Below are 12,114 nucleotides of genomic sequence, written 5' to 3'. Positions count from 1 at the left end.
GCTCTAGATCACGATGGTTTTGGATCGAATCGATCCAGAACCATCGACATGATCGATGCCAATATTTAGAGCGGGATGCGGGCGGAAAACCGCTACACACTTTTCCTCATTCCGCTCTGGCCGGGCATTTTTGTATGTAGGGCCAAGAGGCCCGTTTTCAGAAGTGACTGTAGGAAAGCGGCGGGAGCGCGATATCCTCACCCTTTGCGTCGCGCCATTTCGGAGTTGCGTTGTTCGCGATGACCTCTCCGATCGGTGTTACAGCGACGCCGACGCTGCGTGCCGCCTGCGCGAAATCATCCCAGTGATCCTTCGCGACTGTACACAAAACCTCATAATCGTCGCCGCCGCTCACAGCGGAGGCGAAACTCGCCTTTCCTTGCTCCATCACTCCGCGTGCGGCTTCGGAAAACGGAACGGCCGCGGCATCGATGATTGCCGAAACCCCGGACGCTCTGCAAAGTTTTGCGAGATCACCGGCCAGACCATCGGAAACATCCATCGCCGCGCGCGCGTGGTTGCGAACAGCCTGTGCGAGGCGAACGCGCGGCTGCGGGATCCGGTATCGCTCGATCAGCGGCTCACAAATCCTGGGATCGCTGACCGTCACGTTGCCTGAGAGGATGGCGAGCCCGAGCGCCGCGTCGCCGATCGTGCCGGAAACGGCGATACGGTCGCCGGGCTGCGCGCGGCTGCGCAAGATCATTCCACCGCGTGGCGCGCGACCGAAGGCCGTGATGGACATCGTCAGCGGCCCCGGCGTCGACACCGTGTCACCACCGAGCAGCGGACAATCAAAGGTGATCGCGTCGTCGGCAAGCCCGCTCGCGAAGGCCGCGAGCCATCTCTCATCCAGTTCACGCAAGGCCAGAGTCAGAACAAATCCGGCAGGCGTGGCTCCCTTGGCGGCGAGATCGGAAAGATTGACCCGCAATGCTTTCCTGGCGACAGTTTCAGGCGGATCATCATTCCGAAAATGCACCCCTTCGACGATCGCGTCGGTTGTAACCACGAGATCGTCGCCGCCACCCTTCAAGATCGCCGCATCGTCAGTGAGCCCGAGCGCCCCCGGATCGGTCGCGATCGGCTTGAAGTAGCGAGCGATCAGTTCGTCTTCACCTGACATATTTCGACCCGTCGAGGCTCATCCGCGCCGCCGCAGCGGAATATGTTTTGCTATAGCGTTTTCGAGCGAAGCATGTCCCCGGGCTTGACCCTAAGGATGGAATCCGGTTCGCGTGAAGAAAACGCATCAATCAAGATCATCGAGCCTCGCTTCTGATTCCATCAGAAGCGAAAAGGCTCCAGAGTCTGTTTCAACTGCGTTGAATCAGACTCGTTGCTTATCTTTTTGTTTGAGCATGATCTTCTCCGAAAACCGGTTTCCACTTTTCGGGATCATGCTCTAGCGAGTAAACTCGGCGTTGCGAAAACGGCGCGCGATCTGGTCAAGCACTGCATTCACCATGCCGGCTTCATCCTTTTCGACGAAAGCGTGCGCGACATCGACATATTCAGAAACCACCACCCGCGCCGGAACATCCTTGCGGTGCTCCAGTTCGTATGAGCCCGCGCGCAGCACCGCGCGCAGGATCGCGGCGACCCGCTTCAGCGGCCAGCTTTTTGAGAGCGCATCGTCGATCAAGGGGTCGATCCTCACCTGATCGCGAACCACGCCCGCCACCACGTCTCGAAAGAAGGCGGCCTCGGCAGGAAGATACCTGTCGCCCTCGACTTCGTTGCCGAGCCAGTGACTGTCGAACTCCGCGAAGACATCGTTGATGCCTGCGCCGCTGATTTCCATCTGATACAGCGCCTGCACCGCGGCGAGCCGCGCCGCGCCGCGCCTGTTTGCCTTCCTGTCAATGCTTGCCTTGATGTCCGCCATCGCTCCGTTACGCCTTCGCCAACCGGCGTTTCAGCCGCAGCATTGTCAACGCCGCCTGCGCCGCGTGGCCGCCCTTGTTCAATTCGCCCGCGCGCGCCCTCGCCCACGCCTGCGCGTCGGTATTGACGGTGATGATGCCATTGCCGAGAGCGACGCCACGCTGCACCGACAGATCCATCAGCGCGCGCGCGGATTCCATCGAAACAATCTCGAAATGGATGGTATCGCCCCGCACGACGCATCCGAGCGCGACCACCGCATCGTAAGGCTCGCCGCTGCGCTCGGCCGCATCAAGCGCGAAGACAATGGCCGCGGGAATCTCCAGCGCGCCCGGAACGGTGACGACGTCATGATGGACGCCGGCAGATTGCAGTTCGGCGACCGCTCCTTCCAGCAACGCATCCTGGATGTCATCATAGAACCGCGCCTCCACGATCAGAACACGCGCGCCGGAGACGCTCGTTTGATCTTTAAGCGGTGCGTGCCTTGCCTCTGCCATACCTGCTCCGGTTCGCCGTGCCGTGCCTGCCCGGTATCCGTTATTGTTGAAAAGGGCTAGAGCTTTTCTTCTGATTGAATCAGGAGTGAAGCTCGTATCACGCCTCCGTCGAGGAAGCGCAGGTCATTTCGCTCAGGCGCGCGGCATAACGCGCCATCAGGTCGACCTCGATATTGACCTCGCTGTTGGGGCGCCAGTTCCCCAGCGTGGTAAGGTCAAGCGTGCGCGGAATTGTGAGTACCGAAAACGCCTCGTTCCGAACGCTGTTCACCGTCAGCGATACGCCGTCAAGCGTCACCGAACCCTTGACCGCGATGAAACGCGCCAGCTTCGGAGCTGTCGAGAATTCAAAGCGCGCCATGCCGTGCTGATCGTCGCGCGTCAGTATGGTCGCGATTCCATCGACGTGACCCGCGACAATATGGCCACCAAGCTCGTCGCCGATCTTCAATGCGCGTTCAAGATTGAGCCGCGTTCCCACAGCCCAGTGTTTCGCCGTCGTCACGTCGAGCGTCTCCGCCCCGACATCGACATCGAACCAGGTCAAGCCGGCGGCGACGCCGGAGGCAACGACCGTCAGACACGCGCCGTTGCAGGCGATCGATGCGCCATCCGCGATGGTGGTTTGATCGTAGTGACAGAGGATACGGAGGCGGTGCAGCCGGTTCTGCGCCGTGAGCGTGACGCTTTCGATCTCGCCGATGTCGGTCACTATACCGGTGAACATCAGAACCTTCCGAATCCAGTACTTCCGCAGCGCCGAGAGAGACGCCCGACGCCGGGGCGAGCATGACGGCTTAAGCGCAACTCAATTTAGAGCATTTTCCGGCGAAGTGGATACCGGTTCGCCGCAACAAAAAGCGATCAGACAATAATTTCCAGAGCATGGTCGGATTCAACTTATGCTCTGGACACGTTCGTAAATCGCGAGAGCGTCCTGATCCAGCGTCTCGCCCGCACGCATCCTGAACTCCGGCGACCCGGTAATGGCGGTCAGCGGCAAGGCCCCGAGTGCGGCCACGCCGTCGTCGCCAATTGGATCCGGACCGCGCAGCAGCCAGGCTTCGTCAACCAGCGCCGCCGCGATGAGCGACGACGCAACGCGCGCGCCGCCTTCCACCACCAGCCGGGTGACTCCGCTTTCCGAGAGAGCGCGAAGAACCGCCACGAGATCGAGCCCGGGCGCACCAGCCGCGGCCGGAACGCGCATCACCTGCACGCCAGCCGCGCCAAGCTTCACCGCCCTTGATGATTCGGCAAATTCCGAGGTCATGATCCAGAGCGGGGTCTCGCGCGCGGACTGAACAAGGCGGCTGCTTTCCGGAATGCGCAGCGCCTGATCCAGAACCACGCGTAGCGGCGAGCGCGTTTCCATGCCGGGAAGCCGGCAGGTCAGGAGGGGATCATCGGCCAGTACGGTGCCGATGCCGACCAGGATCGCGCTGCATTGCGCGCGCAGAAGATGCGCCCGCGCCCGCGCAGCCTCGCCTGTGATGGCGACCGGCACCCCTCCAGCGGCGGCGATCTTTCCGTCGCTGGACACCGCGAGCTTGAGAATGGTGTGCGGGCGCCTGTCCCGGACCCGCCGGAAATGGCCGGCATGATGATGCGCCGCCTCGGCCGCGCAAAGTCCGACGTCCACCAATACACCAGCAGCCCGCAACCGCGCATGGCCCTGCCCGGAGACTTCGGGCGTGGGATCCTCGATCGCGGATACAACCCGCGTAATGCCGGCTACGATCACGGCGTCCGCGCAAGGCGGCGTTTTTCCCACATGAGAACACGGCTCCAGCGTGACATACAATGTCGCACCACGCGCCGCCTCCCCCGCGCGCCGCAGCGCCTCGGCCTCCGCGTGCGGACGCCCTCCCGGCTGGGTCCAGCCGCGGCCGACGATCACACCGTCCTTCACGATGACGGCGCCCACGGCCGGGTTGGGCGCGCTCGCGCCCAGGCTGCGGCGGCCGAGCGCAAGCGCCAGCTGCATGAAATGCAAATCGACGGCCTTCTCCGTCCGGAGGCTGGCGCCGTGCTGCTCTTCCAAAGCGCCGAAGATCATTTGCGGAGCGGAACCCGCCGCGGATCGTCCTCGCTGGAAAGTTCGCCCAGTACCGCCTCGAAATCCTTGGCCTCGCGGAAATTGCGGTAGACCGAGGCGAAGCGCACATAGGCCACGTCGTCGAGGCTGCGCAGGTGCTCCATGACGATCTCGCCGATGGTTTCGGACGAAATTTCAGCTTCACCGCCACTTTCGAGTTCGCGGACGATGGCCGAGACCATGGTTTCGATGCGCTCGGGTTCGACCGGCCGCTTGCGCAGGCTGATTTGCAGCGAGCGTACCAGCTTGTCGCGATCGAACGGCACCCGCCGGCCGTTGCGCTTGATCACCGTGAGTTCGCGCAGTTGCACCCGCTCAAACGTCGTGAACCGGAAATTGCAGGCCATGCAGACCCGCCTGCGCCGTATGACAGCGGAATCCTCGGTCGGCCGGGAATCCTTGACCTGCGTATCCAAACTGTTGCAGCTCGGGCAGCGCATCGGTTATTCCCCGTCATTGCCGGGCTCAACCCGGCAATCCATCATTCTCACAAGATCGATGGATGTGCGGGTCAAGCCCGCGCATGACCCCGTAAGTTTGGACACGTCTGCGGATCCCATCGACCTCGACTTTATTGATAGATCGGAAAGCGATCCGTCAGCGCCTTGACCTTCTCCTTCACCGCCGCCTCGACCAGCGGGGCCTTGCCGTCCTCGGCCTGTGCGATGGCCGTAAGCACTTCCGCTATCAGGCCGCCGACCTGTTTGAATTCGCTCACCCCGAAGCCGCGCGTGGTGGTGGCCGGCGTACCGAGACGCAGGCCCGAGGTCACGAACGGCTTTTCGGGATCGAAGGGAATGCCGTTCTTGTTGCAGGTCAGGCCGGCGCGAACGAGCGCCTTTTCCGAAACGTTGCCTTTCAGCCCCTTGGGGCGCAAATCCACCAGCATCAGGTGGTTGTCCGTGCCGCCGGAGACGATGTCGAACCCATGACCACGCAGGCTTTCAGCAAGCGCCCTGGCGTTTTCGACTACGTTCTTCGCGTAGATCTTGAAGTCCGGCCGCAGCGCTTCACCGAGCGCCACGGCCTTGGCGGCGATGACATGCATCAGCGGGCCGCCCTGCAACCCCGGAAAAATGGCCGAATTGAACTTCTTGGCGAGCGCTTCGTCATTACACAGGATCAGGCCGCCGCGCGGACCGCGTAGCGACTTGTGGGTCGTGGTCGTCGTCACATGCGCGTGCGGCACTGGCGACGCATGGACGCCGCCGGCAACCAGGCCCGCGAAATGCGCCATATCCACCATCAGATAGGCGCCGACGCTGTCGGCGATCTCACGAAAGCGCTTGAAATCCCATGGCCGCGAATAGGCCGAGCCGCCGGCGATGATCAGCTTCGGCTTCACCTCCTCGGCGCGGCGGGCCACCTCGTCCATATCGATCAGGTGATCGTCGCGCCGTACGGTGTAGTGCGCGACCTTGAACCACTTGCCGGACATGTTGACCGGCGCGCCGTGCGTCAGGTGCCCTCCGGCAGCCAGGTCGAGGCCCATGAAGGTATCGCCCGGCTGTAGCAGCGCCAGAAACACCGCCTGGTTCATCTGGCTGCCCGAATTCGGCTGGACGTTGGCAAAACGGGCGCCGAACAGCTTTTTGGCGCGCTCGATCGCCAGCGTTTCGGCGACATCCACCCATTCGCATCCGCCGTAATAGCGCGCACCCGGATAACCCTCCGCGTACTTGTTGGTCATCACCGAGCCCTGCGCCTCCAGAACCGCACGGCTGACGATGTTCTCCGACGCGATCAACTCGATCTCGTGACGCTGACGGCCCAGTTCGCCGTTGATCGCGGCGGCGATCTCCGGATCGGCTTCGGCCAGCGTGGCCGCAAAGAACGGATCAGGGGCGGAAGCGGTCTTGGCGGAAGAATCCATGCAAAATATCCTCGGCGGCGCAGACCGTGATGCACGGGTGCGAACAGCAATAGCGGATGATCGAAGCGGCTTCCGCCAGATAGCACATCGAATCGGAGCGGCCAAGGTGTTGCGGCTCGGCTCCGATGTCCGGCCAATATATGGTGGATGCCTGTCGCGAAACCCCGGCGGGGAACTTTTATTCTTGCTTTTCCAGGCGATGCCGCACGGCGGCCAGCGACGGCCCTACCTCGGAAATCGTCTCCAGCAGCCTCTCGCGGGATACGTTCAGCCGGCTTGCCCAAAGCTCGGTCTGGGCGTTGTCATTCGGATCCACCACGACCGCGGGTTTCTGGTACGTGGATATCACGGAGGCGACTGTGACAAGCCGGATCATCCCGCAATTCTAGCATTCGAGCGGCGTTCCGCCACCCTGCCCGGCAACCACGGTTAAAAATCCGGTGCTCTACTTCGGGAAACAGTGGCCAACCGTCAGCCAGAACATCCGGGCCAGTGATCCTCTCGCGGTTGCCCGCTTGGCTGATGCTGCATCCAGCGGGGCATCGTGCCGACGATCGTACCCCGCGGAGCAATCAAGGCCGTCATCGACCAGCCGTCGCGTGGATGTATAGCGGCCCCGGGCATGGCGCTCGGCGATAAGCGCCTGCTCGTACTCGTCGGACGATGAAAAGAGGCAGGCAAAGCCGCCCCGCGCCACCGTCGCGGCGGTTTCGAGCGACATGATATCGTTTCGAGTGTTGCTGCGTGAGATCATCATGAACGAAGCCTATGAGTCGCATGGTAAACAAAAGATTAACCCGCAACGGGTGGGGCCGCGACCTGCCCGAAACGCCTTCCACTTATCCCGACCACATGACAAGTGATTGACAAATCCGGGTGCCGGCAGCGCAGGGTAAAGTCCCGCGACAAGGAAAAGTTCAAGTGGATCGGGTTTTTCAGATTTTCATTGCTTCGGTGGACGCCGATCTGAAGGAGCGTCAGGCCGCCGGCAACACGCTGGCGAAGGCGGGATACATGCCCGCCGGCATGGAATCGTTCCCGGTCACCGATCAGCAGCAACTGGACTATATCAAGCGGATCATCGATCGCAGCGACTATTACATCATCATCGTCGGCCGCCGTTACGGCTCGCTGTCGGATCATGAACTGATTTTCGCGGAAGATACCTTTGCGTATGCGCGATCAAAGGACATTCCGATCCTTGCGTTTTTTCCGGAAAATCCGGGCAACATTGCAGACGACACGATTGAACCGGATGCGCCGCTAAAAGAAAAACTGGATGCTTTCAAAGCTCGTTTGAAAACCGGTCGCATCGTCGAATTCTGGAGCAATGAAAACGATCTTTGCATGAAGGTTGTGATGGCCGTCGCAACTGCTGTGAATTTGAAACCGGGTGTTGGCTGGATACGCGGAGACCAGGCCATCAATCCGAAGCTTCTTCAGGAACTGGAAAAGCTGAGAATCGAGAATGCGGATCTGCGTCAGAAGCTTGCCGATCTCGATAGCGACAAGTCATCATCTCATCCGACTCCAGCAGGGCTGGCCGACTCAATTACAGTGGAATTGCTTATTTATCGAACGGAAGAAGGGACGCCGGACAAAATATCGCGCCCAATTTTATTGGGCGACCTTTTTGCCGGGCTCTATGGCCATCTTCTCAAGAGCCCATCAGAAGCATACATTCGAGAGCTTATTGGATTCTGGTTCCGGCAGAAACTTCATATTTCTGACCCCTGCGAACTTAGCGACAAGAGCACCATCATCATTCGGGATAAACTGGAAGCTCTGGGTTTGATCAGGTCCCGGTCGATCATCGCGGGTTTTTCCAATCATATCGCCTGGGCCCTGACCGAAGAAGGAAGACGGTTTTCCGAGTCGGGGCACATACCGATCGGCCACTCAGGCTCCGCCGCAACTTGATCAACCGCACACAGGCGGTTTTGACAAGAAAACGTGGATGTTTCTCGATCCGTCTTGTCAGGTGGTGCGCTCGAAAGATGTGAACTACGCAAGTAATATCAATGCAGAACGCCCGCACATTGGCACTTCCTGTCCATTGATGCGTAAAAGGAATTTTGAGCGTCCCCCGCACCCCTCGCACGGAGAGGCGGCATGAGCGGAGCCAAGCAAAATAATTTTTTCAACAAGGGGTTCAAAAATCAGTCGCTCGAACGTCTTTATCTTTAGGCCACCTCCATCATCAGCCACCCGAGCAGCAGCAGCGTGACGCCTACGCCGAGCACCCTGCCCGCCAGATCGCTCCCGCTGTCGCAAAGGCGCATCCAGCCGGCCAGGAAGCCCAGCACAGCCCCGAGGCTGAATGACAGGGTGCCGATGAGGGCGAGGATAGATTGCATCAGGGATTCCGTTCCTGTGCGCGACGTGTTAGGGTGTTCCGCATGAAGACCTTTGCCACCACGACAACACGAACGACCGGAGCATAGCCATGCGCCGACGTAGTTCAGTGGCAGAACGGTTCTCTTGTAAAGTTCAGACGGCGGTTCGATTCCAGCCCGTCGGCACCACATTCGAGCAACGACGCTAGACCATACTCGCTTGGTCCAGCGGTTAAGACGGCGGATTTTGATTCCGCAGACGCCAGTTCGAATCTAGCAGCGAGTGCCATCACCCTCTCGGATCCACGATCGTGAAGCCCGCAATCGATCTCGGATGAACGCGGGTCTTGCCCCGGCCGGAATTGCTGTCGTGGACCAGCCACACCTTGCCGTGCAGGTGCCGCTTCAAAACGAACACATGACCTCGCCTTGCCGCGACCATGCCGGGCGCTGGGGCGGCTCTTGGGAAGCGCAGCCAGTTCGCCGCGAGGTTCAGCCTCGGGATAATCCGGCCGAAGATGTGAAGCGAGGCCCCGCAGCCGCAGTACCGGCGCGGACAGCCTCGTGGACGCCCGCCGACGATGCGCCCAGCACCGGTCGCCATGACGCGGTGAAGGCCGGGAGGGATCGGTTTAATTACGGGATTTTCCCGTAATAAGCGGGATTGTTGAGATATATCAATATGGTGCCGATGATGCCTCGGCCTCGCATCGGCGGCGTGAATTGTCATGGCGCACAGAAGCGCGCCCGCGAGAAGTCGCAGGATCATGGTGTCTCCATAGATTTCAGGATATGGTCAGAAGGTCGGCGGCGTTGCCTTCGACTAGGGACTGCCGGTGTTGTAGGCCCCCAGCCCCTGCTGGCAGTCCCGATCACGCATCACCGCAGCCGCGATTCATTCCGGATCAGCTCGAGCGCCGACTTGCACGCCAGCAGCGCGTCCCGGCATTCCTTGAGCAGATCGTTGGACTTTCGGCTTTCCTCGGCGATGTCGTGCACCGCCTCCATCATGTCGTGGAGCGGCCCCATCATCAGCCATTGCGGCATTGGATCAGGTCCTTTGCTCTTGTCCATGTAGGCCTTGAAGATCATGTAGACGCCGCCGAGCAGGATCAGGATGGCGACGGCGGCCTGGATGATCGGGAATTGCCCGAGCGCTCCGAACGCCTTTTCAGACGCCCCTTCCATAATGGTCCCTCATCGCCAAGGCCCGGTAGACCGACAACAATTCAACGCAGGTGAAGACCAGGCAGAACGGCGCGTTGAGCGACGTGAGCTTTTCGGCAGGAAGAACGATCAGGCTCAGGAACATCTGCGACCACAGAAGCGCCCCGGCGAGAGCACCGATTGACCGGATCCATGGCCCATATTTCGGCCAGTGCCCGTTTGCGATCAACGCGGCCATCCGGATGGCGCCACCCAGAATGAAACCGGCCGCAACCATGTCGCCGGAAATGTAGACCAGCAGCATGTCCAGCGCGTGGTAATCGGTCGGGACCGGCGCGGCGATAATCTGCACGCCGATGCCGAGCATGACGCACGCCGCCGCGACCTCGGAAATGCGGTTGTTGAAATGGATCAAGATGCCGCGGAGGGAGCACGTCATCGCTGATTCCCGTAAGCTTCGCGCACCCCGCCGTACCACTTCCTGAAATTCAGGATCGTGGTGTTGGCGCGCTTTCGGCCGGCGCGTTCTCGAGCAGCAACGGCGATCGCGCTTTCGCCTGCTTTCGGATCCGGGACGCTGACCGTCTTTGCAAAAGCAGGCGTCGCAGGGAGATTGCGCGCCAGCGGCTCGATGCCACGACTAGCGCAACCGCCGAGCATCAGGCTCGCTGAGAAGGCACTGATCAGCAATAGGACGCCTCGCGAGTTCGGCTTCGAGTTTTTCTTGAACTTCACGGTCTACCCTTTCCTGTTCGGACTGTTCTGCTGAAATGGCATTGTCGAGCTTCTGCTGAAGCTGGCCGATCGCGATGTCGCGCTGCATGATTTCGACGGCGCGTTGATGGGCGGCCGCCTCGCACTTGCGGCGCTCGGAATTGATGCCGGACTGTCGGATGCCGACGACAGCGGCCAGCACCAGGCCGCCGATGATCAGGTATCGGCCCATGGTCGAGGCAAAGAATGCAAGGATGGCTGCCATCAGTTCAGCCTCCCCGTTCGCTTGGCGTCGACGATGCTTTCGGTCGCCTTGTTGGCGCTGAGATAGATCAGCAGAGCGACGCCTGCGATGCCGACGAACCAGAGCCAGCCGGGCACGTCACGAAACCAGGTCGTGAACGGCTGCACGTATTCGCGGGCGGCGTGGAATTGATCGGCCAGCCCTTGAAAGAGCGCTGCGATCATGGCTCCAAAGCCGACGACCTTCGCCCAGAAGCGTTGCCACAGCGTCTGCTTGACGGCCGGCACCGCGGGCGCAATGTCGTTCGCGGTAATTTTGATGCGATCGACATCGACCGGCCGATACCATCCATCGGCGATGCTCTGGTCGATCGACGCAATCAAAGCCGCGTCAACGACAGGCGCGCCGGACAGCACCTTGTCGTTCTTGTAGGCAGCGATGGCGGCGGCCGTCTTGCTGCCCCAGATACCGTCGATGCCACCCACCTCGTGATAGCCGAGCCTGTCCAGCTTGCGCTGCACCGTCTCGATGTTGATCGACGCGGCCGCCGGCACGGGCCTGAGCGGGCTGTCCTCGAGCTCGTCGGCCGGCGCATCCGGCTCGGTCTCGTCAAAAAACTTCACCGGCTCACGCCACGCTGGCGGAGGCGGCGACTGTGGCTGGTGGCCGCCGTTGTCGACGAACTCGAAATGCATCCAGTCCGGGCGACCTCGGTACCAGCCGCCCCACATCGCCCCTTGCCGGCAGAAGGCATCCACCACGAATTGCGGCATGGTGCCTTTCTTCACGCCAAGCGCGTTATCGCCCGCGTTCAGGTCGATCGCGGCGGCATAGGCATGGTTCGACCACTTCGTCTTTGAACCGCGCACCTTGCGGTGATTGTAGGCGCCGGCGTAGCGGGAGACGCCGGCGGCATCGATCCTGGCCTGGTCGTGCTGGCAGTAGTCCCAGATTTCGTTCAGCGCCGCGAGCAGAGCGGGAGCCGCCTTGCGGTGAAACTGGATCGCCTTGACCCGCTTGCCCTCGTAATACATCGCAAACGGCGGCACGACGGGCACCATCTGCGGACCAATCTGCCCCCTGCCCGGATCGCCATAGAAGGCGTTCCGCGCAGCTTGATTGTCCTTCGGCCATTTGGTCATAGGTTCTCGTCCCCGGAAAAGAGGTTGGTTGGGCTCATGTTTGAGTGAAATGCGGGCGTGCCTACGCGCCGCGGTGAATGGTCAATGCCCCGTCAGGCCACACGCCAGCGCCCCCGGAATCGAGGCTGGGCATTGGTGGGTCCTTTGGGGGTT

16 protein-coding genes and 2 tRNA genes are annotated in these 12,114 nt (G+C 61.2%); 3 read left to right on the top strand and 15 right to left on the bottom strand.

Annotation, left to right across the window (positions count from 1 at the left end; all coding sequences use genetic code 11):
• Positions 1-157: 157 nt before the first annotated feature.
• The 9 genes from thiL to NWI01_RS09155 form a co-directional block, all read right to left on the bottom strand.
• Positions 158-1,126 carry a thiamine-phosphate kinase gene (gene thiL, locus NWI01_RS09195; protein WP_141383560.1) on the bottom strand — a complete coding sequence of 323 codons (969 nt, stop codon included), beginning with the start codon at positions 1,124-1,126 and terminating at the stop codon, positions 158-160.
• A 279-nt stretch (positions 1,127-1,405) separates the two neighbouring features.
• Positions 1,406-1,888 (bottom strand): transcription antitermination factor NusB, encoded by a 483-nt coding sequence (gene nusB / locus NWI01_RS09190; RefSeq protein ID WP_141383559.1) that lies wholly within the window; start codon positions 1,886-1,888, stop codon positions 1,406-1,408.
• Positions 1,889-1,895: 7 nt separating this feature from the next.
• Positions 1,896-2,387: a 6,7-dimethyl-8-ribityllumazine synthase gene (ribH, locus tag NWI01_RS09185; protein ID WP_141383558.1), complete on the bottom strand. Its 492-nt coding sequence runs from the start codon at positions 2,385-2,387 to the stop codon at positions 1,896-1,898.
• 97 nt (positions 2,388-2,484) lie between these two features.
• Positions 2,485-3,114, bottom strand: coding sequence for a riboflavin synthase (locus NWI01_RS09180; protein WP_141383557.1), 630 nt, complete (start codon positions 3,112-3,114; stop codon positions 2,485-2,487).
• Positions 3,115-3,282: 168 nt separating this feature from the next.
• Positions 3,283-4,446 carry a bifunctional diaminohydroxyphosphoribosylaminopyrimidine deaminase/5-amino-6-(5-phosphoribosylamino)uracil reductase RibD gene (ribD, locus tag NWI01_RS09175; protein ID WP_141383556.1) on the bottom strand — a complete coding sequence of 388 codons (1,164 nt, stop codon included), beginning with the start codon at positions 4,444-4,446 and terminating at the stop codon, positions 3,283-3,285.
• Complete coding sequence (nrdR, locus tag NWI01_RS09170; RefSeq protein ID WP_011314983.1) at positions 4,443-4,925, bottom strand: transcriptional regulator NrdR; 483 nt, start codon at positions 4,923-4,925, stop codon at positions 4,443-4,445. Before nrdR ends, ribD begins: the two co-directional genes overlap by 4 nt.
• Before the next feature lie 131 nt (positions 4,926-5,056).
• On the bottom strand, positions 5,057-6,358 hold the full coding sequence (gene glyA, locus NWI01_RS09165) for a serine hydroxymethyltransferase (protein WP_141383555.1): 1,302 nt from the start codon (positions 6,356-6,358) through the stop codon (positions 5,057-5,059).
• Positions 6,359-6,536: 178 nt separating this feature from the next.
• Complete coding sequence (locus tag NWI01_RS09160; protein ID WP_141383554.1) at positions 6,537-6,734, bottom strand: DUF3606 domain-containing protein; 198 nt, start codon at positions 6,732-6,734, stop codon at positions 6,537-6,539.
• A 69-nt stretch (positions 6,735-6,803) separates the two neighbouring features.
• Positions 6,804-7,079: a hypothetical protein gene (locus NWI01_RS09155; protein WP_375782181.1), complete on the bottom strand. Its 276-nt coding sequence runs from the start codon at positions 7,077-7,079 to the stop codon at positions 6,804-6,806.
• A 200-nt stretch (positions 7,080-7,279) separates the two neighbouring features.
• On the opposite strand from NWI01_RS09155, the gene NWI01_RS09150 reads away from it, so the two are divergent.
• Entirely contained in the window at positions 7,280-8,278 is a 999-nt protein-coding gene (locus NWI01_RS09150) for a DUF4062 domain-containing protein (protein ID WP_141383553.1), read from the top strand.
• Positions 8,279-8,541: 263 nt separating this feature from the next.
• On the opposite strand, the gene NWI01_RS18860 is transcribed toward NWI01_RS09150, so the two are convergent.
• Positions 8,542-8,715 (bottom strand): hypothetical protein, encoded by a 174-nt coding sequence (locus tag NWI01_RS18860; protein ID WP_181410422.1) that lies wholly within the window; start codon positions 8,713-8,715, stop codon positions 8,542-8,544.
• Positions 8,716-8,808: 93 nt separating this feature from the next.
• Between NWI01_RS18860 and NWI01_RS09145 the strand changes: the two genes are divergently transcribed.
• Together NWI01_RS09145 and NWI01_RS09140 are read left to right on the top strand one after the other, a co-directional pair.
• Positions 8,809-8,883 (top strand) — tRNA-Thr (locus tag NWI01_RS09145).
• Between the two features lie 25 nt (positions 8,884-8,908).
• Positions 8,909-8,983 (top strand) — tRNA-Gln (locus NWI01_RS09140).
• On the opposite strand, the gene NWI01_RS09135 is transcribed toward NWI01_RS09140, so the two are convergent.
• From NWI01_RS09135 to NWI01_RS18855, 5 genes are all read right to left on the bottom strand, one after another.
• Positions 8,984-9,298, bottom strand: a complete 315-nt coding sequence (locus NWI01_RS09135; protein ID WP_141383552.1) for a hypothetical protein — start codon at positions 9,296-9,298, stop codon at positions 8,984-8,986.
• Positions 9,299-9,573: 275 nt separating this feature from the next.
• Complete coding sequence (locus tag NWI01_RS09130; RefSeq protein WP_141383551.1) at positions 9,574-9,882, bottom strand: hypothetical protein; 309 nt, start codon at positions 9,880-9,882, stop codon at positions 9,574-9,576.
• Positions 9,866-10,300, bottom strand: a complete 435-nt coding sequence (locus tag NWI01_RS09125) for a hypothetical protein (RefSeq protein ID WP_141383550.1) — start codon at positions 10,298-10,300, stop codon at positions 9,866-9,868. Before NWI01_RS09125 ends, NWI01_RS09130 begins: the two co-directional genes overlap by 17 nt.
• A gap of 201 nt (positions 10,301-10,501) precedes the next feature.
• On the bottom strand, positions 10,502-10,840 hold the full coding sequence (locus tag NWI01_RS09120; protein ID WP_141383549.1) for a hypothetical protein: 339 nt from the start codon (positions 10,838-10,840) through the stop codon (positions 10,502-10,504).
• A complete protein-coding gene (locus NWI01_RS18855; protein ID WP_181410421.1) occupies positions 10,840-11,961 on the bottom strand; it encodes a M15 family metallopeptidase in 1,122 nt (373 codons plus the stop codon). The genes NWI01_RS09120 and NWI01_RS18855 overlap by 1 nt, the downstream gene beginning before the upstream one ends.
• Between the last annotated feature and the right edge of the window lie 153 nt (positions 11,962-12,114).

It is taken from the genome of Nitrobacter winogradskyi, assembly GCF_006539545.1.
GTDB classification, from domain to species: domain Bacteria; phylum Pseudomonadota; class Alphaproteobacteria; order Rhizobiales; family Xanthobacteraceae; genus Nitrobacter; species Nitrobacter winogradskyi_A.
This window is presented reverse-complemented; position numbering and strand designations above follow the sequence as displayed.

Excerpts from the sequence above, each read along its gene's own strand:
- thiL (WP_141383560.1), bottom strand. The coding sequence starts at position 1,126 with ATGTCAGGTGAAGACGAACTGATCGCTCGCTACTTCAAGCCGATCGCG.
- nusB (WP_141383559.1), bottom strand. The coding sequence starts at position 1,888 with ATGGCGGACATCAAGGCAAGCATTGACAGGAAGGCAAACAGGCGCGGC.
- ribH (WP_141383558.1), bottom strand. The coding sequence starts at position 2,387 with ATGGCAGAGGCAAGGCACGCACCGCTTAAAGATCAAACGAGCGTCTCC.
- NWI01_RS09180 (WP_141383557.1), bottom strand. The coding sequence starts at position 3,114 with ATGTTCACCGGTATAGTGACCGACATCGGCGAGATCGAAAGCGTCACG.
- ribD (WP_141383556.1), bottom strand. The coding sequence starts at position 4,446 with ATGATCTTCGGCGCTTTGGAAGAGCAGCACGGCGCCAGCCTCCGGACG.
- nrdR (WP_011314983.1), bottom strand. The coding sequence starts at position 4,925 with ATGCGCTGCCCGAGCTGCAACAGTTTGGATACGCAGGTCAAGGATTCC.
- glyA (WP_141383555.1), bottom strand. The coding sequence starts at position 6,358 with ATGGATTCTTCCGCCAAGACCGCTTCCGCCCCTGATCCGTTCTTTGCG.
- NWI01_RS09160 (WP_141383554.1), bottom strand. The coding sequence starts at position 6,734 with ATGATCCGGCTTGTCACAGTCGCCTCCGTGATATCCACGTACCAGAAA.
- NWI01_RS09155 (WP_375782181.1), bottom strand. The coding sequence starts at position 7,079 with ATGTCGCTCGAAACCGCCGCGACGGTGGCGCGGGGCGGCTTTGCCTGC.
- NWI01_RS18860 (WP_181410422.1), bottom strand. The coding sequence starts at position 8,715 with ATGCAATCTATCCTCGCCCTCATCGGCACCCTGTCATTCAGCCTCGGG.
- NWI01_RS09135 (WP_141383552.1), bottom strand. The coding sequence starts at position 9,298 with ATGGCGACCGGTGCTGGGCGCATCGTCGGCGGGCGTCCACGAGGCTGT.
- NWI01_RS09130 (WP_141383551.1), bottom strand. The coding sequence starts at position 9,882 with ATGGAAGGGGCGTCTGAAAAGGCGTTCGGAGCGCTCGGGCAATTCCCG.
- NWI01_RS09125 (WP_141383550.1), bottom strand. The coding sequence starts at position 10,300 with ATGACGTGCTCCCTCCGCGGCATCTTGATCCATTTCAACAACCGCATT.
- NWI01_RS09120 (WP_141383549.1), bottom strand. The coding sequence starts at position 10,840 with ATGGCAGCCATCCTTGCATTCTTTGCCTCGACCATGGGCCGATACCTG.
- NWI01_RS18855 (WP_181410421.1), bottom strand. The coding sequence starts at position 11,961 with ATGACCAAATGGCCGAAGGACAATCAAGCTGCGCGGAACGCCTTCTAT.